16 protein-coding genes and 1 pseudogene are annotated in these 21,723 nt (G+C 52.3%); 13 read left to right on the forward strand and 4 right to left on the reverse strand.

Annotated features, from left to right (window positions below):
* The first annotated feature begins 3 nt into the window (after positions 1–3).
* The 7 genes from PREMU_RS11940 (at position 4) to PREMU_RS11970 (ending at position 6,992) form a co-directional block, all read left to right on the forward strand.
* Positions 4–2,628 carry a BamA/OMP85 family outer membrane protein gene (locus PREMU_RS11940; protein WP_007575656.1) on the forward strand — a complete coding sequence of 875 codons (2,625 nt, stop codon included), beginning with the start codon at positions 4–6 and terminating at the stop codon, positions 2,626–2,628.
* An 87-nt stretch (positions 2,629–2,715) separates the two neighbouring features.
* Entirely contained in the window at positions 2,716–3,285 is a 570-nt protein-coding gene (locus PREMU_RS11945) for an OmpH/Skp family outer membrane protein (RefSeq protein WP_007575657.1), read from the forward strand.
* An 89-nt stretch (positions 3,286–3,374) separates the two neighbouring features.
* Entirely contained in the window at positions 3,375–3,869 is a 495-nt protein-coding gene (locus PREMU_RS11950) for an OmpH/Skp family outer membrane protein (RefSeq protein ID WP_007575658.1), read from the forward strand.
* Between the two features lie 66 nt (positions 3,870–3,935).
* Positions 3,936–4,499 carry an OmpH/Skp family outer membrane protein gene (locus tag PREMU_RS11955; RefSeq protein ID WP_040559031.1) on the forward strand — a complete coding sequence of 188 codons (564 nt, stop codon included), beginning with the start codon at positions 3,936–3,938 and terminating at the stop codon, positions 4,497–4,499.
* Positions 4,496–5,413 (forward strand): glutamate racemase, encoded by a 918-nt coding sequence (gene murI / locus PREMU_RS11960; RefSeq protein ID WP_007575660.1) that lies wholly within the window; start codon positions 4,496–4,498, stop codon positions 5,411–5,413. Before PREMU_RS11955 ends, murI begins: the two co-directional genes overlap by 4 nt.
* Entirely contained in the window at positions 5,386–5,721 is a 336-nt protein-coding gene (rbfA, locus tag PREMU_RS11965; protein ID WP_007575661.1) for a 30S ribosome-binding factor RbfA, read from the forward strand. The genes murI and rbfA overlap by 28 nt, the downstream gene beginning before the upstream one ends.
* 41 nt (positions 5,722–5,762) lie before the next feature.
* Positions 5,763–6,992 carry an FtsX-like permease family protein gene (locus PREMU_RS11970; RefSeq protein WP_007575662.1) on the forward strand — a complete coding sequence of 410 codons (1,230 nt, stop codon included), beginning with the start codon at positions 5,763–5,765 and terminating at the stop codon, positions 6,990–6,992.
* 186 nt (positions 6,993–7,178) lie between these two features.
* On the opposite strand, the gene PREMU_RS11975 is transcribed toward PREMU_RS11970, so the two are convergent.
* A complete protein-coding gene (locus PREMU_RS11975) occupies positions 7,179–9,494 on the reverse strand; it encodes a penicillin-binding protein 1A (RefSeq protein WP_007575663.1) in 2,316 nt (771 codons plus the stop codon).
* Between the two features lie 250 nt (positions 9,495–9,744).
* Positions 9,745–11,037 carry a histidine-type phosphatase gene (locus tag PREMU_RS11980; protein ID WP_007575665.1) on the reverse strand — a complete coding sequence of 431 codons (1,293 nt, stop codon included), beginning with the start codon at positions 11,035–11,037 and terminating at the stop codon, positions 9,745–9,747.
* Positions 11,038–11,144: 107 nt separating this feature from the next.
* Here PREMU_RS11980 and PREMU_RS11985 point away from each other — a divergent pair, with 107 nt between their 5' ends.
* From PREMU_RS11985 to PREMU_RS12000, 4 genes are all read left to right on the forward strand, one after another.
* Positions 11,145–12,917, forward strand: a complete 1,773-nt coding sequence (locus PREMU_RS11985) for a calcineurin-like phosphoesterase C-terminal domain-containing protein (RefSeq protein WP_007575667.1) — start codon at positions 11,145–11,147, stop codon at positions 12,915–12,917.
* Positions 12,918–13,009: 92 nt separating this feature from the next.
* Positions 13,010–13,888, forward strand: coding sequence for a sigma-70 family RNA polymerase sigma factor (locus PREMU_RS11990; protein WP_007575669.1), 879 nt, complete (start codon positions 13,010–13,012; stop codon positions 13,886–13,888).
* Positions 13,889–14,185: 297 nt separating this feature from the next.
* On the forward strand, positions 14,186–17,173 hold the full coding sequence (locus tag PREMU_RS11995) for a SusC/RagA family TonB-linked outer membrane protein (RefSeq protein ID WP_007575671.1): 2,988 nt from the start codon (positions 14,186–14,188) through the stop codon (positions 17,171–17,173).
* 21 nt (positions 17,174–17,194) lie between these two features.
* Positions 17,195–18,922 (forward strand): RagB/SusD family nutrient uptake outer membrane protein, encoded by a 1,728-nt coding sequence (locus PREMU_RS12000; protein ID WP_007575672.1) that lies wholly within the window; start codon positions 17,195–17,197, stop codon positions 18,920–18,922.
* A 297-nt stretch (positions 18,923–19,219) separates the two neighbouring features.
* Here the strand turns inward: PREMU_RS12000 and PREMU_RS12005 are convergent, their stop codons facing one another.
* On the reverse strand, positions 19,220–19,771 hold the full coding sequence (locus tag PREMU_RS12005) for a hypothetical protein (RefSeq protein ID WP_007575674.1): 552 nt from the start codon (positions 19,769–19,771) through the stop codon (positions 19,220–19,222).
* A 258-nt stretch (positions 19,772–20,029) separates the two neighbouring features.
* Here PREMU_RS12005 and PREMU_RS12010 point away from each other — a divergent pair.
* Positions 20,030–20,981 (forward strand): annotated as a pseudogene (locus tag PREMU_RS12010) (IS1595-like element ISPrmu1 family transposase).
* Here the strand turns inward: PREMU_RS12010 and PREMU_RS15770 are convergent.
* Positions 20,975–21,364 (reverse strand): transposase, encoded by a 390-nt coding sequence (locus PREMU_RS15770; RefSeq protein ID WP_083819256.1) that lies wholly within the window; start codon positions 21,362–21,364, stop codon positions 20,975–20,977. The pseudogene PREMU_RS12010 and the gene PREMU_RS15770 sit on opposite strands and share 7 nt — an antisense overlap.
* Here PREMU_RS15770 and PREMU_RS14280 point away from each other — a divergent pair.
* Positions 21,344–21,723, forward strand: a 380-nt coding sequence (locus tag PREMU_RS14280; protein WP_007575676.1) for a transposase family protein, incomplete at its 3' end; no start/stop codon positions are given. The genes PREMU_RS15770 and PREMU_RS14280 overlap by 21 nt on opposite strands.

A 21,723-nucleotide genomic window follows, 5' to 3' on the forward strand; every position in this document is an offset into this window, starting at 1 on the left:
AAAATGCACTACAATAAGAAAAAAGTAGCAGCTGCAATCATTGCCCTGGCATGCAGCCTGGGCTTAGAGGCACAGGAACGTATCATTCATCCCGACATTACTTACGCGGGGACACCGCGCAATGTAGTCATTGGCGGTTTCTCCGTTTCGGGTATGGAAGGGTATGAGGACTATATGCTCACAGGTATCTCCGGCCTTGCCGTAGGTCAGCGAATCACGGTGCCAGGACCGGAAATCACCGATGCGGTGAAACGTTACTGGAAGCATGGCCTCTTCTCCGATGTGCAAATCTCTGCCGATTCCATTGTGGGTGACAAAATCTATTTGCATATTGCCCTCAAACCCAGGCCAAGGATTTCCACAATCAACTATTATGGGCTGAAGAAGACGGAGCGGGAGGATATGGAGAAAAAGCTTGGTATCCTCAAAGGCGGTCAGATTACGCCCAATATGATTGACCGTGCAAAGATTCTCGCTAAGAAATACTTCGACGACAAGGGCTTCAAGAATGCTGATATCGAGATCAATCAGAGGGAAGACCTGTCGAAAAAGAATCAGGTCATCCTTGATGTCATCATTGACAAGAAGTCGAAGATGAAGGTCCGTACCATCTATATTGAAGGCAACAGCCAGCTCAGCGCTTCCCGTATTAAAGGCGGCCTATTCAAGAAAGGCGCATTCGCAAAGACGCACGAGGCCGGAAAGCTGTCCACGTTCCTCAAGGCGAAGAAGTTCACGCCCGAGCGCTGGAAGGCTGACAAGGAAAAGCTCATCGAGAAATACAATGAGTTGGGTTACCGCGATGCCGCCATCGTGGGTGACAGCGTGTGGAACAATGACCCCAAGCATGTCAATATCTGGATTAAGGTTTCTGAAGGCCAGAAGTATTACATCCGCAACATTCATTGGGTTGGTAACACGGTCTATACATCTGAAGCCCTGCAGCAATTGTTAGGCATGAAACCTGGTGACGTGTACAACCAGAAGTTGCTCGACAAGCGATTGAAGACCGATGATGATGCCGTAAGCAATCTTTATTACAACCATGGCTACGTCTTTTCCAGTGTCGAGCCAGTGGAACAGAATGTCCAGGGCGACTCCATCGACCTGGAGATGCGTGTGCAGGAAGGCCCACAGGCACACCTCTCGCATGTGCGCATCTATGGTAACAACCGCCTCTACGATAATGTGGTGCGTCGTGAACTGCGTACCAAGCCAGGAGATTTGTTCTCCAAGGATGCCATCATGCGTTCTTTCCGTGAGATTGCGAGCATGGGCCACTTCGATCCGGAGAAGATCAATCCTGACGTGAAACCCGATTACGAGTCGGGCACAGTGGACCTCAACTGGATGCTTGAACAGAAGTCAAACGACCAAATAGAGTTCTCCCTTGGATGGGGACAGACAGGTGTCATTGGACGTATCGGACTGACACTGAACAACTTCTCCATGGCTAACCTGTTCCGCAAGAACAAGGAGCACCGTGGCATCATGCCCATTGGCGACGGTGAGAAGCTGTCCATCAGCGCGCAGACCAACGGTTCTTATTATCAGAGTTACAACGCATCCTACTCTACCAACTGGTTTGGAGGCAAGCGCCCGAACCAGTTCTCCATCGGTGTCTATTACTCGAAACAGACAGACATCAACAGCAACTATTGGAATCAGTCGGCATACAACAACTATTATTATAATATGTATGGCTATAATTCCTATGGCTACAACTATTCCAACTACGAGAACTATTACGATCCGAACAAATACATCCAGATGTTCGGAGCATCTTTAGGCTGGGGTAAGCGTCTGCGTTGGCCTGACGATTACTTCTCGCTCTCAGTACAAGTGGCTTACACCCGCTATATGTTGAAGAACTGGCGTTATTTCTATCTCATGAACAATGGTAACGCCAACAACCTCAATTTCAGCCTTTCACTCAACCGCTCCTCTACCGACAACCAGCTCTTCCCGCGCACGGGCTCAGAGTTTACCGCCAGCGTGACTCTCACGCCGCCATGGTCGAGGTGGGACGGGAAAGACTATAAAAACCTGGCCAACAATCCCAACTCCCCCGACTATGTCCGTGAGCAGAAGGAGAAGTACAAGTGGATAGAGTACCATAAGTGGTCGTTCAAGTCGAAGACCTACACATCTTTGACCAACGGTCAGAAGTGCTTCGTCTTGATGACGCGTGCCGAGTTAGGTCTGTTAGGCAGCTACAACAAGTACAAGGAGTCGCCTTTCGAGACCTTCTACATGGGTGGTGACGGCATGAGCGGCTATTCGTCCTACGGGGGTGAGGAGACCATCGGACTGCGTGGTTACGAGAACGGTTCCATCGCGTACAATGGCTATGCTTACGACCGTTTCTCACTGGAGCTGCGCTATCCCTTCCTCTTGGGCAACACCACTATCTACGGTCTGACTTTCCTTGAGGGTGGTAATGCCTGGAGCAAGATCCGGCAGTTCAATCCGTTCGATATGAAACGCTCTGCCGGTGTGGGTGTGCGCATTTACCTGCCTATGGTCGGACTGATGGGTATCGACTGGGGTTATGGATTCGACAAGGACAACGTGAACGGCCGGAAGGGCGGATCACAGTTCCATTTCGTCCTCGGACAGGAGTTCTAATAAGGTAAAAAGAAAGTAAACCCAAAGGAGTTGATTTACATATAACGATAAAACATACAATAGTTAGTTATAATTATAGGGAGAACTATGATGAGAAACATGCATATCAGCAAATTGATGAAAGGGAAGGTTTTGGCAAAGGCATTGTTCTTTTTGCCTTTCTGTCTTCTTACCTTTTTACCTTATAATGCCCGTGCTCAGAAGTTCGCGCTTATCGACATGGAGTACGTCTTGAAGAATATCCCGGCCTATGAGCGCGCCAATGAGCAGCTCAATCAGGCTACGAAGAAATGGCAGGCCGAGGTGGAGGCTTTGAATACCGAGGCCTCGACGATGTATAAAAACTATCAGAACGAGGTCGTCTTCCTTTCCAAAGAGCAGAAGACAGCCAGACAGGAACAAATCATGAAGAAGGAAAAGGAGGCCGCCGACCTTAAGCAAAAGTACTTCTCTCCGGAAGGCGAGCTCTACAAGAAGCGTGAGAGCCTCATGCAACCCATTCAGGAAGAGATCTATAATGCCGTAAAGGAAATAGCCGATCTTCATGGCTACAGTCTTGTGCTTGACTGTGCCTCTGACACCGCCATCATCTTCGGTTCGCCTCGCATAGACATCTCCGACGAGGTGCTCCGTAAACTCGGCTACGTCGCAAGATAAGCGCCGCACGATGCGCGCGGGAGACGTAATGGCCTCAATGATAATATCATTAGATGGAAATAAAACAACAAATAAAAAACAAAACAACAATGAAGAAGCTTTTATTATTCCTCATGCTGATGGCACCTGTTGCCACTTTCGCACAGAAGTTCGGTAAGGTGAACACACAGAACATCATGCAGTCGCTGCCCGAGATTGCCAAGATCAACGGCGAGCTCCAGGCTCAGCAGAAGACTTACGAGAACGACCTGAAGAACATGCAGGACGAGCTCACCCGTCAGAACGATGCCTACGAGAAGGGCAAGAGCACCATGAATCCCACTCAGCAGAAGCAGAAAGAGCAGGAGCTCCAGACGCTTTATCAGAAGATTCAGCAGACCTACCAAGACAACGCGCAGGCACTGCAGAAGAAGCAGCAGGATCTCATGCAGCCCGTCGTGACCAAGGTGCGCAACGCCATTGAGGCCGTAGGCCGCACAGGGGGCTACACTTTCATCTTCGAGGATGGTGTGGCTGTTTACGCAGGCACCACCGTCGAGGACGTCACCTCTAAGGTGCAGGCCGAGATTGCCAAGATGAAGTAACCTCTTTCATCAACCAATTCAAGGGCGGTCATCCGGCCGCCCTGTTATCCCTTTATCACGATCATGATGAAGAAACTCTTTCTCCTTGTTTCCGCGGCAATGGTAACTCTTGCCGTAAGTGCGCAGAGCGTGACGGCTGCGGCTGCCACGAACGGCAGGCCCGACGGCCCCGTCATGCAGACAGCGCAGCTCAAATATGGCTATCTGAGCTGCGACAGTGCCTTGCATGCCCTGCCCGAATATGCCGCCGCTATGAGAAATCTCAATGGCTTGCGCGGCAAATACGCTGCGGAAATGAAGCGGGTGGAGGATGAGTTCAATAGCAAATACGAGCTTTTCCTTGAGGGACAGCACGACTTTGCGCCTTCCATCCGCCAGAAGCGTCAGGCTGAATTGCAAGAGTTGATAGAGAAAAACACGGCTTTTAAGAAAAAGGCTCAGCAGCTTCTTGAGAAAGCCACTCAAGAGGCTCTCAGCCCCTTGAAGCAGACCATCCAGGCAGCTATCACGCGGATTGGCCAGCAGAAAGGACTTGCTTTCGTCGTCAATACCGATGGCGGTAGCCTGCCTTTCATCAATCCGGCTTTGGGTGAAGACATTACTGGCGACGTCATCCGTGCGTCAAGATGATTGCCATGCAACCAGACGGCAACGATAAATATCCGCAGACTCCGGGGCCCATCGGCGTTTTCGACTCCGGCTATGGCGGGCTGACCATCCTTCATGGCATCAGACAGCTATTGCCACAGTATGATTACCTCTATCTCGGCGACAACGCGCGGGCTCCCTATGGTCCGCGTTCTTTCGATGTGGTGTATGAGTTTACGCGCCAGGCCGTCGACAAGCTTTTCTCTCTGGGGTGCCAGCTGGTCATCCTCGGGTGTAACACGGCCTCTGCTAAAGCCTTGCGGTCCATTCAGCAAAATGATCTGCCGCGGTGGGATGTGGCGAGACGCGTCCTGGGAGTGATACGCCCCACAGCCGAGATCATCGGGAAGATCACACGCAACAACCATGTCGGTCTCTTAGCCACGGAGGGAACGGTGAGGAGCCGCAGTTACGACCTGGAGATTCACAAGTTCTGGCCCGATATCAAGGTGACGGGACAGGCCTGCCCTTTCTGGGTACCGCTCGTGGAATATAACGAGGCAGACTCGCCCGGTGCCGATTATTTCGTGAAGAAACGCATAGACCAGCTGCTGCAGCAAGACCCTGACATCGACACTATCATCCTGGGATGTACCCATTTCCCGCTCCTCATGCCGAAGATTCTTAAGTTTACCCCGCGTGGTGTGACCATTGTGCCGCAAGGCGAATACGTGGCAAGCAGCCTGCAGAACTATCTGAAGCGTCATCCCGAGGTGGACAGTAAGCTGACGCGGGGAGGCACAGTCCGCTATCTCACCACGGAGAATGAGCAGAAGTTCAAGGACTCCGCGTCCATCTTCCTCCATGAGCAAATAGAAGCCACACACGTAGAACTCTTACCCCTTGAGGGCATTAACGACCATTTGATATGCAAGAAACACGACAAAACAAGATAGCGCGCCTGCTCCAGAAAGAGCTGGCAGAGATTTTCCAGAGCCAGACACGGCAGACCCACGGCATGCTCGTGAGCGTCACGCGCGTGCGCATCAGCCCCGACCTGAGCATCTGCACTGCCTATCTCAGCATCTTTCCGCCAGAGAAGGCCGGCGAGATCATGGAAAACATCCGCAAGAACGAGAAGACCATCCGTTACGATCTCGGAAAGCGTGTGCGCAACCAGCTGCGCATCATCCCAGAGCTCAGGTTCTTCCAGGACGACAGCCTTGACTATATCGAGCACATTGACAAGCTGTTGAAAGAGTAAAGGGGCAATAAAGTAAAAAGGTAAAAGGGTAAAAAGCAAAAGTGAACTTCCCGTTATTTATCGCTCGCCGGTATCTTTTTTCCAAGAAGAAAACGCACGCCATCAATGTCATCTCCCTCATCTCCGTCATCGGAGTGGCGGTGGCGACGATGGCCCTGGTCATCATTCTCTCGGTGTTCAACGGTTTCCACGACTTGGTGGCCGGCTTCTTTACCAATTTTGATCCGCAGCTCAAGGTGATGCCTGTCAAGGGCAAGTCGGTGGCTGCCGACGACCCTGTGCTTACGCAGATCAGCCATCTTCCGCAAGTGGAGGTGGCCACAGAGACCTACGAGGACCTGGCGCTTGCGGTCTATCAGGGACGGCAGGCCATGGTGACCATCAAGGGTGTGGGCGACAATTTCGCCCAGCTGACACATATCACCGACATTCTTTACGGCGACGGACAGTTCCAGCTGCACGCCGCCAATCTCGAGTTCGGTACGCCAGGCATACGTCTTGCCGCCGACCTCGGGCTGGGAGCCCGCTGGAAAAACTATCTGCGCGTCTACGTGCCACAGCGCCAGGGACAGCTTGACATGAGCAATATGGAGAGCGGATTCGTTCTCGACTCACTGCTCTCAAGCGGCGTGGTCTTCACGGTCAACAACGCCAAGTACGACAAAAACTACATCCTCACGTCCCTGGGCTTTGCCCGCCGTGTCTTCGACGCACAGGGTGAGATCACGGCATTGGAGCTCCGGCTGAAGCCCGGGTCCGATTTTGACGCCGTGAAGAGCCGCATGCAGGACATCGCGGGAAAGCGGTTCAAGGTGGAAGACCGGTTCGAGCAACAGGCCGACACGTTCAAGATCATGGAGATAGAGAAACTCATGGCCTATATTTTCCTTACGTTCATCCTCATTGTGGCCTGCTTCAACATCATCGGTTCACTGTCAATGCTCATCATCGACAAGAAGGATGACGTGGAGACGCTCCGCAATCTTGGTGCCAACGAGAAACAAATCACGCGTGTCTTCCTCTTCGAAGGCCGCATGATCTCGGTCATCGGCGCTATTGTGGGCATAGGTCTCGGCCTGCTCCTCTGTCTTCTGCAGCAGCAGTTCGGCCTGGTCAGCATGGGTGGCGGCAACGATGCCTTCGTGGTCTCGGCCTATCCGGTCAGTGTCCATTATACCGATGTGCTCATCATCTTCCTCACTGTCATTGCGGCAGGGTGGCTCGCCGTCTATTATCCTGTCAGGGCTCTGAGCAGGAGACTGCTCAGATAGCCGCCGGAAGCGGGAATCTTATCCATACGGCAAGAGGGACATCGCAATCTCAATGCGGTGTCCCTCTTGCCTTGTTCTGCTTGTTCTTGTCGTTGTGTGTCGGCGAAGACCAGTAATTCATCCGTTTCGCCTCCATGGTGTAGGCAAAAGCCTTTACAGCTTTGTGGGTCGGTGACGGCTTTATTTTCACTCGTACACCTCGTCGATGCCGTTGCCTTCTCCCGTGTTGTCGTCCTCAGTGCATGGGTTGTAATTGGCTGGCACATTGAAGGTCGCTGTGGGCTTGTAGGGTAGGCTGGTGTCCCGGTAGACCTTTTTCATGAAGTAGGCCCATATGGGCAGGGCCATCGTTGCACCTTGTCCCATCTGCATGGAGTCGAAGTGTATGTCGCGGTCCTCACCGCCAACCCACACGCCGCTGACGAGTTGGGGCGTGAATCCCATGAACCACGCGTCGGAGTTGTTGTTGGTAGTTCCGGTCTTGCCGCCGATGTCGCCGGGGATGTCAAACTTGTAGCGCAGTCTTCCTGCTGTGCCCTCGTCCACGACAGCCCTCAATTCCACGATCATCTTGTAGGCGCTCTCCGATGAGATCACCTCATTCATGCGGGGCTCGAAGTTGGCCACCACGTTGCCTTCAGCGTCCTCGATACTGGTCACGAAGAGCGGAGCGATGCGCACGCCATTGTTGGCAAAGGTGGAGTAGGCGCTGACCATCTCGCCTACTGACACCTCACAGGGGCCGAGCGCAAGGGCCATGGAGGGGTAGATGTCTGGATTGTTGATGCCGAACTTGTGCAGCATGTCCACGAATTGCCGTGGATTGAGCTTCGACATCAGGTAGGCGGAGATCCAGTTGTTTGACTGTGCGAGGCCCCATTTGAGCGTCACCATCTGCCCGTAACACCTGCGGTTGCTGTTGCGTGGTGTCCAGGGGCGTCCTGCCACCATATAGGTGCGCTGCACGTTGGGTGCGCGGTCGCAGGGCGAGGCGCCGTTCTCCATGGCTAAGGAGTAGAGGAAAGGCTTGATGGTGGAGCCCACCTGGCGCCGCCCGCCCATCACCATGTCGTACTGGAAGTGGGCGAAGTCGATACCGCCGACGTAGGCTTTCACCTGTCCTGTGTGCGCGTCCATGCTCATAAAGCCCGCGCGCAGGAACTGCTTGTAATAGCGGATGGAGTCGATAGGCGTCATCACCGTGTCCATGTCGCCATTGTAGGTGAACACCGACATGTCGGTAGGCGTGTGGAAAGCGCGGTGTATCTCCTCAGCCGAGGCGCCGTTCTGCTTCATGGTGATGTAGCGGTCGCTCTGCACCACGGCACGCTCCATGATGGAATTGATCTGTTGCTGCGAGAGCTTTCCGCTGAAGGGAGAGTTGGATCCCTTCTCGGCATTCTCCTTGTCGAAGGCCGGTTGCAGGAAGCGTGCGACGTGTCCGTAGACCGATTCCTCGGCATATCGCTGCATGCGCGAGTCAATGGTGGTGTGGATGCGCAGCCCGTCGGTGTAGATATTCCAGTTGGTGCCGTCCTTCTTCGTGTTTTTCTTGCACCATCCGCACAGTGGGTCGGTGGCGAAAGCAATGGAGTCGATGACGTATTGCCGCTTGTTCCACGACGGATAGTTCTTTATATTGGGACGGTCCATCATCATGTATTGGCGGAGAAACTCGCGGAAATAGACCGCCGTGCCGTCCTTATGGTCGGCGCGATGGAAGTGCAGTATCACGGGCTTGGCGCACTCTTCCTCGTAGTCAGCTGTAGAGAGATAGCCGGCCTTGAGCATCTGTCCGAGGACGATATTGCGCCGCTCACGGGCGCGGTCGGGATAGCGCACGGGGTTGAAGAAGGATGGATTCTTGCACAGTCCCACTAACAGGGCAGCCTCATCGATGCTGAGACGTGCGGGCTCCTTGCTGAAATAGGTGTTGGCTGCGTTCTTAATGCCCACGGCCCCATGCAGGAAATCGAAGTAGTTGAGATACAGCGCGATGATCTCTTCCTTGGTGTACATGCGCTCCAGTTTAATGGCAGTGACCCACTCGATGGGCTTTTGCAGCAACCGCTCCGAAGCGGAGTGTACCGGCGCGGAATAGAGCTGCTTGGCAAGCTGCTGCGTGATGGTGCTGCCTCCGCCTGCCGATGCCTGTCCGAGGATGCCGCGCTTGATGATGGCGCGCGTCAGGGCGATGAAGTCGATACCTGAGTGTTCGTAGAACCTTACGTCCTCAGTGGCCACCAATGCTTGCACCAGGTAAGGGGAAAGCTTCTTGTAAGGCACGGGGATGCGGTTGGAGCGGTCGAGGTTATAGGTGCCGAGGATGTGTCCGTCGGCTGAGAACACCTGCGAAGCCGACTTGGAGATAGGGTTCTGAAGGTTGTCAATGTCGGGGGAATAGCCGATGACGCCGAACCATATCAGGAAAAAAAGCATGGCAGTAAGGCCTGTTCCAGCGGCGAACAGGAGCCATAGCGTCTTGATGAATTTCTTTCTCACGTTGCTGTTGCTGTATGTTGCGCTATATGTGACACAGATTTACCAAATGGCATTGTGTCGTAAGAATAGTGCAAAAATACTGCTTTTCCGGCACATATCGCTATTTTGGCGGCAAAAAAGATGCGGGTTGTTTTTCCGATGCCACCTCAGGGCATAATCGTGCGCGCTGTCTCGACCGTCTCTGCCACTTGTGGCTTGAGGGTGGGGAAGAAGTTGAGGCCTGTTGCTTGCGCTTCACAGTCGGAAAAGATTACTTGATGGTCTTGCCAAGCAGACTTTCTAAATAAGCCCTGACGTCCTTCCAGCGGTAATAGGGCGCCTTGTACGCCTTGACAGGCAGCGTGGCCTCGTTCTCATTGAGCAGCACTTTTACGAGGATGTCCTTGGAAGGGCTCTTGAAATCCTTGTAGAAGACAAACTGTATATTGCATGCCATGGGGAAGATGTGGTACACATTCCAGTCCTCGTCATCGAGTTGCTCAAGCGATGAGCGTGGATTGCCGTAGCCGTTGATATTGAGCAGGCAGACCAACGGCAGCACATCGCTCTCGTGGGCGAACCTCAATGTTGCACCAGGATGCTGCAACTTGACGCACGAGTCGGCAGTCTCGACGATGTTTTTCACCAGGTTGAGCTGCGTGTACATCCCCGCGCCGTTGTTGAGCTTGTTTGGACCGGCTTTAGTGTACCAGTAAGCGGTGCCCATGAGCCAGTGGTTGTAGAGCTCGTCAAACGAGAAGATGTCCCAGATGGGCTTGAAGGAGTGGCGCAGCTCGGTGTTCTGCAGGGCGATGGCCGTGTTGTAGAGCTGCGAAGCCAGTGCCTTTCCATTGACGGTCTTAGCATATTCGTCGTCGTTGAAGAGTGTCTGCATCATGTGTGGGGCGCCGCTGTGACGATTGTCAAAGGCCTTCAGGCTGTCCATGGCCGCCGCTGTGCTGATCATGTGCGCGTAAGGACTGTTGTCTTCGTCGTTCATGTAGTACATGTCATGATAGCTGGCATCGCTCTTGAATATGATCTTCGGGTTGAGCGCTGCGAGCTGCAACAGCTCATTCTGCATGGAGAGGATGCAGCGGATGACCACTGTAGAGCGGGCGTCGACATGGGTCTTTCCCGCGAAGACTTGTGGGAAACGCTCGAACATCCGCTTAGCGATGGCACGGTGTTGCTCGGCTCCAAGCTGGGTGAGCTCGCCCTCGCGGCTCAGTCCTTGCTGCCGGATAGCCTTGACGAGAGCGAACACCTCCTTGCCTCGTGGCGTCAGTTTGCCGAGAGAATCGGCGTGTGCCAGTGTGAAGTAAGGCCGGTTGAAGGCGTTCTTGCCAATCTGCCAGCGGGAGCCGTGACGCCCGTAATGGCTGATGTAGAAAGGCTCATAGCCTTTCGGCGCGGGCGTGAGCTTGGCTGTGGGAGCAGGATAGGCACGGTAGTTGTTGGCTGCAAGATTGGGGTTGTCCTTGATTTCCTGTCTCGCACGCTGCGCGAAGCTGCCGGAAGCGACCATGATGAGGCCTAAAAGCAAAAGAATTGGTTTTTTCATTGTTTTGTTATCATTTAGTATTTACTATTAACAAAATTACTCATTTTATGTGAATCTGACAAAAAAGAAAGAGACGTTTAACCATTTTTTCGTAACTTTGCGGTCGTATGAAGGGTAAAAACGCTCATATTTATCTATTAGTCTTGTCAGCCCTTGCCGTATTGGTCGGTTTTGCCATGATGTCGCTGACCACCCATGGCAAGCAGCGTTCGGCAACCCGGGATACAGTCGCCGTCCGCAAAAAGAAGGTGCCGGTGGTGCCTTCTGCGAAGGATTCGGCTATTCTCCGCGCCTTGACCAACACGGTAACCCCGCCTGATCCCACCGTGCGGGGTGTGCTGACCAACAGCCTTGGCGCCCCCATGAAGGGCGTTGTCGTGAGCGACGGCTACACGTGCACGGTGACCAACGACAAAGGTCTCTACATTTTTCTTCGCCATAAAGGCGCACGCTTCGTCTGGTACACTGTACCCTCCGATTGTGCCATACCCACCCATTCTTCCTCAGACCGTACGGCGCTTTTCTACACGCCCTTGTCGGTGAAGCGCAATGTCTACAATTTTACCCTTCGGCGGTTGCCGGGTGGCGCCGAGCGTGACTATCGGCTCATCGTTTTCGGTGATCCGCAGATCACCAACGCCTTTAATCCTTATTATACAGGGCCTGACGACAATCCGATCAATAAGAGCGACCTTGCCCGTTTCACCGATGAGACCATGGCCGACGTCAAGCAGACCATCGCCTCCTGGCCGGCCTCGACGCCCGTCTACGCCATTTCCATGGGCGACGACGTGCAGTATTACGGTGGTTACAACTCCAGGCTGGAGCAGAATATCCGCAAGGCTTTGGGATCGTCGCGGGCGACGGTGTTCTCCGTGATAGGCAACCACGACCAGGACGGACGTGATCTTTACCTCCGTAAATGGCAGCAAAGTTTCGGCCCCGACAATTACAGCTTCGACCGGGGTGATGTGCACTATGTGTGCCTTAACGACGTGCATTTCTTCCGTGGCATGCTCTATTGGCAGCCCGGTGAGCTTGACGCTGACCAGCTGCATTGGCTCAGGCAGGATCTTGCGCTTGCCGATCACAGCAAGAAAGTGATTCTCTGTTACCACATCCCCTTGACCATGGGCACCCGTCCGCGCAAGGGCGCCGCGCCGTTGCGGCTCGACTCTGAGCCAGGACACTATTCCTCTTCGGTGCTGAAGCGGGTGCTCAGCCTGTTGGAGACGTTCAAGGGCGGCTATGAGTTGTTTTGTGGACACACCCATTTTGCCATCAATCATGAGATCGACTATCATGGCCATCACCTGCTGGAGCGGTGTCATGCCGCGGCTTGCGGTAACATCTGGCAGTCGAATATCAACATTTGCGGTACGCCCAACGGCTATTATGTCTATTCGATCAATGGCACGGGCATCCGCGACAGCTATTATAAGGGGACCTTCTGGCCCCGTTCACGGCAGATGACAGTGTTCAAGGCCGCGACGGAGTTCAACGGCGAGTCGTATGCCAACGACTGGAAGTTGCCGAAAGACAAGGGCGTGATTGTTGCCAACGTGTTCAACTCCGACTCCCGCTGGCGTGTCGTGGCCATCGAAGACGGCGTGGAGCACGGGATGACCCGCATCAATCATCAGGGTCAGGATGCGTTTGCCACAGGCTATCACCACCGTTACAACAGGTCGGTAAGCTATCAGTTTGTGAGCAAGGCCAACGGTTATCTCATCATGAACCACCTGTATTATTACGAGCCGAAGTCGGCCAGGAGCCATGTGGTCATCAGGGCCACCGATCCTTATGGCAACATTTATACGGCATCGTCCAGCGAAGCCGTCACGGAGCCGTTCTTCAATTTCGCACATTATTATAAATAAAAATCACTTTTTTGTCGTTTTTTCTTTGCGTTTCCAATAAAAGGCCGTATCTTTGTGAACACTTTATTAGCCACTAACGAGATAGACCCGAAATGAGACAACTGAAGATAACCAAGGCCATTACCACCCGAAATAACGAATCGCTGGATCGTTATCTCGCAGAGATAGCGCGTGAGCCGTTGCTCTCTCCTGAGGAGGAAGCCGCCCTTGCCATACAGATACGCGCGGGCGGCAAGAAAGGTGAGGAAGCCCGTGACCGGCTGGTCAGGGCCAACCTGCGCTTTGTCGTCTCGGTGGCAAAGCAGTACCAGCACCAAGGCATCTCACTGACCGACCTGATCAATGAGGGCAACATGGGCCTTGTGAAGGCTGCGGAGAAGTTTGACGAGACGCGCGGATTCAAGTTCATCAGTTATGCGGTGTGGTGGATCCGCCAGTGCATCATGGAAGCCCTTGCCGTAAAGAGTCGCCTGGTCCGTGTGCCGCTCAACCAGATGGGTATCGCCCTCAAGCTGAACCGAGCATCGGAGGCTTTCATGCAGAAGCATGGACGATTGCCGTCCACACATGAGCTGGCCGCCATCACTGGCATTGATGAGGAGGCCGTGGAAGCAGCCAAAGACGTCAACAGCAAGTCGACGAGTATTGACGCACCGTTTGGTGACGACAGCTCGGACAGCTCTATCGGTGACATGCTCATTTCTGACGACAATGATTTCCGTTCAGACAATATAGTGGACAGCGAGTCGCTCAATCAGTTCATCGAGGACTTGCTCAAGGATGTGCTCAATGAGCGCGAACAGCAGATCGTCAAGGAGTCGTTCGGCATCGGTTGTGCCGAAAAGAGCCTGGAAGAGATAGCCCATGAGATGGGCATGACACGGGAGCGCATCCGCCAGGTCAGGGAAAAGTCGATCCGGAAGATCAAGCATTCGCCGGCCTCGAAGCTCCTGCGGCAGTATCTGGGCTGAACCTTCCTTTATGCTTATCTGTTTTCTTGTTTTCCCTCTACGGCGTAAAGGCATTGCCATTACGCTGTAGACGCATTGCCATTACACTGTAAAGGGATTGCCTTTACACTGTAATGGCGATGGGTGCACAGCGTCCTCGCGGAGAGGTGGAACCATCGTTGGAAGAGAAAGTCAGTGCAAACGATTGCATGAAAAATAGAAAGAAAATGGGGGAGAAAATAACAACGAATGAGGAAATTGTTTACCTTTGCCAGCGAATGAAACCATTTTAAGGAACCTGTAAAATCTACTATTATCATGAGTAGGACATTATTGAAAAGAGCCGCGCTTTTTGGTGCGGGAATTGTATGTACAGTAGGCGCCTTGGCACAGTCAGTGGTTCAAGGCACAGTGAAGGACGAATCGGGTGAGCCGCTCATTGGCGCGACGATTCAAATCAAAGGCCAGCAGGGAGGTACGGTGACGGGCATTGACGGCGATTGGAAGCTCGCCGATGTCAAACCGGGGCAGACAATTGTCATCTCCTATATTGGCTACACCAACAAGGAAGTCAAGATCGGCCAGCAACACAGTTTCAACATCGTGCTGGAACCTGACAAGCAGGATCTTGATGAGGTTGTTGTCGTGGGTTATGCCGTAGGCACAAAGCGTACCGTCTCGGGTGCCGTGGAGCGTGTAGGGCGCAAGGACATGAACCAGGGTGTGGTGACCAGTGCCGCCGACGCCTTGAAAGGAAAGGTCAGCGGTGTGGTTATCTCGCAGAGCGGTGGCGACCCCATGGGCACGACCAACATCCGCGTGCGTGGCACCTCGTCGCTCTCCGGCGGTAACGACCCGCTCGTTATCATCGATGGCGTGTATGGCGACATGACGATGTTCAATGCCTTGCAGCCCGGTGACATCGAGAGCATGACCATCCTGAAGGACGCGTCGGAGACGGCCCAGTACGGTTCGCGTGGTGCCGCCGGCGTCATTGTTGTCACCACCACCAAAGGCAAGAACGGCATGAGCTCCATTACCTACAATGGCACGTTCGGCTTGAACAAGGTGTTCAAGAACATTAAGATGCTCAGCGCTGACGCTTACCGGTCCACGGCGAAGAATATGGGACTGTCGCCCACCGACCTGGGTGGCAACACCAACTGGCTCGACGAGATAGAGCGGTCAACAGGCATCACGCAGAACCATAACGTCGCCTTCGCGGGAGGAAACGATACGGGCAACTACCGCGCGTCTCTCGGATTTGTACAGAAACAGGGTGCGCTCCGCAACTCTGATATGCGCAACTACACCGCCAAGATCGATGCCCAGCAACTCGCCTTCAACAAGAAACTGAAGCTCGAAATGGGCTTGATGGGATCGGAATATGACGGCAAACGGCAGTACGACATGCAGAAGATGTTCTATTCCGCAGCGGCTTACAACCCCACTTATCCGAACACGAAGAACGCCACCACCGGAAAGTGGGACGAAGACATGCTTGCCAACGAGATCTACAATCCGCTGGGACAGCTTGAGATAGACAACCGTTACGACGTGGGTGCCCTTGTGGCGCACGGGAAGGCAACGTGGACCATCGTCGACGGCCTCTTTCTCTCTGCCTTCGGATCGTACACCAAGACCAATATTGAGCTGAAACGCTATGTGCCCAACGACATCCGCCAGGGAGAGCTCAACGGCAACGGATGGGCCTACATCAACAGCATACAGCGTAAGGACCTCATGGGCAACATCCAGCTCACGTTCACCAAGGACTTCGGCCAGCACCACATCGACGCCCTTGCCGTCATGGAGGGCCAGCGTTACAAGACGTTCACCCACTCTGAGCAGGCCAAGGGCTTTGAGACCAACTACTTCAAGTACAACAATCTCAAGGCCGGCGCCAATGTGTCGTGGGGCGATGTGCAGTCCGACTCCAAGGAATACACGCTCAGCTCCTATATGGCCCGTGTGAACTATATGTTCGCCGACCGCTACATTCTCACTGCCAACCTGCGTGCCGACGGCTCGTCAAAGCTCGGCAGCGGCCACAAGTGGGGCTGGTTCCCGTCGGCTTCAGCAGCCTGGGTGGTCTCGCAGGAGAACTTTATGAAGAATGTCAAGTGGGTCAACAACCTCAAGCTCCGCGTGGGCTACGGCGTCACCGGTAACCAGGACGCCATAGACCCCTACACCTCGCTGGCGCTCTACGGCCCCAACGGTGTGACACCGGTCAACGGCAGCAACACCACGACCTTCGCCATACAGAGCAACGACAACCCCGACCTGAAGTGGGAGACCAAGAGCACCTTTGATGCCGGACTCGACTTCTCGGCTTTTGGCAACCGACTCAACATCACGCTCGACTGGTACACCTCAAAGACAAAGGACCTGCTCTATACCTATACCGTGCCCGTGCCGCCGTTCACCTACGAGAAACTGCTTGCCAACATGGGTGAGATGAGCAACCACGGATTCGAGATCGGCATCCGCGGGGACATCATCAAGACACGTGACTTCACCTTCAACTCCGGGCTCAACCTCAGCTTCCAGAGCAATAAGCTCAATTCGCTCTCTGGTACCTACAAAGGCCAACAGCTCACAACGTCGGAGCATATCATGGTGGCCCGCATCAATGCTGCCGGCCTGACGCAGAACTACGGCGTCACTTACCTGATGGAAGGGCAGCCTATCGGCGTGTTCTATCTGCCTCATTGCGAGGGTATTGACAAGGACGGAAAGTACATCATCTCTGACCTTGACGGCAACAAGACCATTGATACAGGCGACTCCGGCGACCGCCGCATCTGTGGACAGGCGATACCGAAGGCCTATCTCGGATGGGATTTCAGCTTCGCATATAAGAACTGGAGCCTCTCCATGCAGTTCAACGGCGCTTTCGGACATAAGATCTACAACGGCACCTCGATGACCTACAGTGATCTCTCCAACTTCCCCACTTACAATGTCCTGGCCGACGCGCCCGCAAAGGGTATCAAGGATAAGGTCATCTCTGACTATTGGCTCGAGAAGGGCGACTATGTCAACTTCGAGTATGTACAGCTCAGCTACACGCTCAACCAGAAGCAGCTCAAGTGTAAGTATATCCAGAACATCAAGCTCGGACTGGCTGTCAACAACGTTTGCACCATTACAGGCTACAATGGCCTCACGCCAATGATCAACTCCGCATCGCTCATCGAGCAGTCGGAAGGCACAACGAGCTATGGCACCCTCGGCGTTGACGATAAGCGTATCTACCCGCTCACACGCACGTTCTCTTTCAACGTGGGCATCACATTCTAAACCTTTAATGTATCTGTCATTATGAAAAAGCATATATTCGGAATAGCCCTCCTCTCAACGGCACTGCTCACAGCCTGCTCGCTTGATGAGAACCCCAAGAGCTCGTTCAACGAGGATGAGGCCTTCAAAAACGCGACGCTGACTTACGTCAACTCTGTGGCCAACGTCTATTCTGCCATTGGCGACGGTCTCTACGGCGGCACCGACTGCGTGCATACGCTGCAGGAGTTCATGTCGGACGCCACCATGCTGCCTGGAAGGCAGGGCGACTGGGTGGACGGCGGTAAATGGCAAAACATGTTCCTCCACAACTTTGAGTCGTCTGTCGACACTTATTCCAACGTCTGGAACCACCTGTATAAGATCATCGGCCTGTGCAATTCCAGCATCGACAAGCTCACGCCGATGCTCACCGCGCATCCCGACTATAAGACCTATGTAGCGGAGCTGAGAGCCCTGCGCGCAATCTACTATTATTATGCCATGGACTTTTTTGCCCAGGTACCGGTAGTGACCTCTTCGACACAGGCCACCAACGAGGTGAAACAGAGCAACCGTAGCGACGTGTTCAAGTTTGTCACCTCTGAGTTGGAGGAGGCGTTGCCTGACTTAGGTGAAGGACATTGCCAGAATACGGGTGAGTATTATGGCCGCATCACCAAGGCCGTGGCTTATATGTGTCTGGCCAAATGTGCCGTCAACGCGCCTGTCTATACCATTGACGACACCAGTGCCGACAGTTATAAGATGTTTGTCGGAGATGATATGAGTAAGGCGGCCAAGGCCAGTGAGACTCTTGGAGATGCCGTCACGGCCAAAGGCATGGCTATCATGATGAAAGTTGACGGACAGGAGCGCAACTGCTGGGAGACCGTGAAATACTGTGTGGACCGGATCAAGGCGCAAGGCTACTCGCTAATGGCTAACTATTCGGATAACTTCCTTAAGGCTAACGAGGCCTCCACGGAGAATATCTTCGTGCGTCCCAACGACGACAAGACGTATAAGATCACCGATTATAACCTCATGCGCTCGCTCCATTACAATCACGCCTCTGCCATCGGATACTCAGGATGGAACGGCGCCTGCGGCACGGTGCGTGCCATGAAGGTCATGGGATATGGCACGAAGGATGAAGATCCGCGACTCAGGCTGAACTACTGGTGCGACCGTGACTTCGAGACCGAACAGCATACAGGGTCACTCAGTGACGGAGCCACGAAGACTCCGCTCGAGTATGAGCCGCTCAAGGCTATGGTTAACTTCAGCAACGATGCCGACCCGCACGACGTGAAATGCGCGGGCGCACGCTTCAAGAAATATGAGTATGACAAGACGGCTTCCTCACAGGGACAAAACAATAACGACCTCGTCGTCTGGCGTTATGGAGATGCCCTGTTGCTCAAGGCGGAAGCAGAATATCGTCTCGGCGACAAAGCCGGAGCCTTAGTGCTTGTCAACGAGATCAGAAACCGCGCGAAAGCCACACCCCGCACATCGCTCTCACTCAATGATATCCTCGATGAGCGCATGATAGAGCTGGCCTGGGAAGGCGTCCGCAGGCAGGACCAGATACGGTTCGGCACCTTCACCGAGCCTACCGTGGATCGCTATCCCGGTGTGCCGCATAGCTCACTCGCCGGCGACTACAACAACGACAAGACAGGATACACCTGCGTCTATCCCATCCCTTATTCGGTGTTGAACCTCAATAAGAATCTCAAGCAGAATCCGGGGTACAGTAAGTAGTGCCCGAAGATGGGATATACCGTCCCGCCTTTATTGCTGTCTCACCGTCTCTCTCCTACAAATAGGAGAGAGACGGTTGATGTCGTTTGAAGGAATGCAGCAAACAATCGATCAAATAAAAAGCAATGCGATTAATCATTAGGAGGATGTTATCATTATAGTCGAATGTTGATGTCTTCTTTCCCATGAATGCGAAGGTAATGCTTTCGCTGCATTCATCCTACAAACAGACAAGAAAATCAACTATGAACTATAGATTTAATCCACGGACTATTGGTACTGTGCCAGGTGTTTCCATCATTGCAGTTCAAACTCCCCGCTTGAAGTTTCTCTTAGCGTTATCCGTCTTATATTCGAAAGAACTATGGGCTTTATTTTTCTGTTATTGTAGGAAATGGAATCTATACCAATGCCGTTTCCCCCAAACATGTCTGGTATATTGAGAGATTCATATTTAAAATGAAAAGTCATCTTACTTTTCTTTTCTCCAATAGTTATGATGGCAAAAGAATCCCCCCAACCTTCCGTTCTGTTTTCATTCAATTGCATTGACGAACTGTTGGGGAGGTCTGCTGAAAAATCAATATACCGGGAACCTGTATCGGTAGTAACAACTTGTAGTGGAGTATTCCGCTTTGCCAAGATGCCATAAACGCTCAGTTTGTTATTTTGTAGCAGACTGTCATAATCATATACCATACCGTTCTGCCGCTCCAAAGAAAGCCATATGCAGTCGCCTAATGTAGATGCATAAAATGGTATGTATTCCTCATCTGAAGAACAGGAATAACAAAGGGTGCAACTAAGCACGAAAAACATGACCTTAATGGTGTATCGATGGATATTCATAATAGTTTAAATTTATCTTCTTGACGCTGCAAATATACATATAAATATTGTTTAAAACAAGGAAAATCAGTTTTTTTTTTCAGAATTTGTTTTTTATTATTAGTATTTTCGCTATATTTATAGCATCATTTCATTCGTTTTGACGATAATTATTTAATGAATATCCGCAATCATCCAAATTAGCAAAGTTTATACAGCCTGGACAATCCTTGGTATAAAAATTGCGGGCTTATGTTTGACTATTGGAAAGGAATGATTATGAATTTGACGGATTTCTGTGAAGTTTATCCTAACGAGGAAGCTTGCGAGCATGCTCTTAAGGAATTTCGTGAATGCCATACTCTTTATTGTCCGGTATGTGGCGGTTTGCACCTCAGTTGGAATCCAAGCCATAAGTCTTGGACATGTATGGATTGCGGTCATGAGGTTACCCTCCGTTCCGGCACAGTGATGCAAGGAAGTAATCTGCCGATTTTCGATTGGTTCGTGGCAATGTTTCTGATAGTAAGTACGAAGCGGGCCATATCCGCCTTGGAGGTACAGCGCCAGCTTGGAAGGAAACGCTACCAACCCGTCTGGGAAATGATGCATAAGCTGCGTGATGTGATGGGTAAGCGTGACAGTCTCTACAGGCTGTTTGACCAAGTGGAACTTGATGAAGGATTCTTCTCCACGGAGACGCCTGACAGTGAAAAATGGCATTCTCTCAAGCGTGGACATGGAAGCCAACGGAAGACGGCCGTACTTGTCATGGCGGAAAGTTCTGTTCCTACAAACACACCAATGAAAAAGTACAGCACCGGGAAACGGGTCGGTCATATCAAGATGGAGGTTATACCTGGACTTGAAGGCGGCTACGGAGGAAGACAAAATAAAGAATTCCATAGATGCCGGGGCTAATGCTACCACAGATGCCACGAAGTCTTACGCGGCACTTACAGCGAACAAAATTGTCGCTAAGCATAAAGCATATAAGATGAGGGACAAGACCATGGTCGGCAAGGTGCTTCCATGGGTACACATATCCATAAGCAATGCAAAGAGGAGTATTCTTGACACGTACCATGACATCAAGGGGGACTTTCTGCAGCTCTACCTCAACAAGTTCTGCTATAAGTTCAACCGAAGATATTTCGGATTTCACCTGTTCGACAGGCCTGAGCTTTGCGCATGCACTTATAGGACGAGTTTCAAGCATAGGATTTACTGATTTGGATGATTGCGGATATTCATTTTCTTTTTAAAGGCGGCTCTGAGCTTGTTCAGCTCCTTTATGGCTTCACGCTTGCAGCGCAGTCTTCTTTCCTCTACAGCGTCACATATCATCTTCATCACATGGAAGCAGTCAAGGGTTATCCTGGCCTGAGAGAAACACGTCTTGACGATGCCACGCATACTGTCAGAAAAATCCATTGTAACCTCTAGTACATTGTCTCTCAGATTCCTGGGTATTTTAAGCAGTATATCAGATACCGTTTTTATGGTTCTTCCGTTAAATGAATAGATAGGCTGTTGTATATATATTAAAAGAGCTGGTATTATGTATCTTTGTAGTGCCCAAACTCCAAGAACATGAATACCAGCATAATGCAAAACGCCTTAGGCGTCTCCCGACAGGAATGTCAGGATATGCGCTACGAAGGTAATGAATTAGTTTTGGAAATCCAAACACCCAGGGAAAGACTTTGTTGTCCAGCGTGCGGCAGCCATCATGTTGTTCTTGACGGCAGCCACATTCGTCGCTTTGTAAGTGTGCCAATCGGCTTAAACAAGACTTATCTGGACATGCATATACAACGTGTTTTATGCCATGACTGTGGGTGTATCCAGCAGGAGAAGATTGATTTTGCCAAGGGGAAACGTCGACATACACAGGCCCTTGCGAACATGGTACTTGACCTGTCAGGCTTTGCAACGATCCAGGACATTTCCTGGTTCCTGCAAGTATCGTG

The sequence above is a fragment of the Hallella multisaccharivorax DSM 17128 genome (assembly GCF_000218235.1).
GTDB classification, from domain to species: Bacteria; Bacteroidota; Bacteroidia; order Bacteroidales; family Bacteroidaceae; genus Prevotella; species Prevotella multisaccharivorax.

Coding starts and splice junctions, on each gene's coding strand:
- PREMU_RS11940 (WP_007575656.1), top strand. CDS start 4: ATGCACTACAATAAGAAAAAAGTAGCAGCTGCAATCATTGCCCTGGCA.
- PREMU_RS11945 (WP_007575657.1), top strand. CDS start 2,716: ATGATGAGAAACATGCATATCAGCAAATTGATGAAAGGGAAGGTTTTG.
- PREMU_RS11950 (WP_007575658.1), top strand. CDS start 3,375: ATGAAGAAGCTTTTATTATTCCTCATGCTGATGGCACCTGTTGCCACT.
- PREMU_RS11955 (WP_040559031.1), top strand. CDS start 3,936: ATGAAGAAACTCTTTCTCCTTGTTTCCGCGGCAATGGTAACTCTTGCC.
- murI (WP_007575660.1), top strand. CDS start 4,496: ATGATTGCCATGCAACCAGACGGCAACGATAAATATCCGCAGACTCCG.
- rbfA (WP_007575661.1), top strand. CDS start 5,386: ATGCAAGAAACACGACAAAACAAGATAGCGCGCCTGCTCCAGAAAGAG.
- PREMU_RS11980 (WP_007575665.1), bottom strand. CDS start 11,037: ATGAAAAAACCAATTCTTTTGCTTTTAGGCCTCATCATGGTCGCTTCC.
- PREMU_RS11985 (WP_007575667.1), top strand. CDS start 11,145: ATGAAGGGTAAAAACGCTCATATTTATCTATTAGTCTTGTCAGCCCTT.
- PREMU_RS11990 (WP_007575669.1), top strand. CDS start 13,010: ATGAGACAACTGAAGATAACCAAGGCCATTACCACCCGAAATAACGAA.
- PREMU_RS11995 (WP_007575671.1), top strand. CDS start 14,186: ATGAGTAGGACATTATTGAAAAGAGCCGCGCTTTTTGGTGCGGGAATT.
- PREMU_RS12000 (WP_007575672.1), top strand. CDS start 17,195: ATGAAAAAGCATATATTCGGAATAGCCCTCCTCTCAACGGCACTGCTC.
- PREMU_RS12005 (WP_007575674.1), bottom strand. CDS start 19,771: ATGAATATCCATCGATACACCATTAAGGTCATGTTTTTCGTGCTTAGT.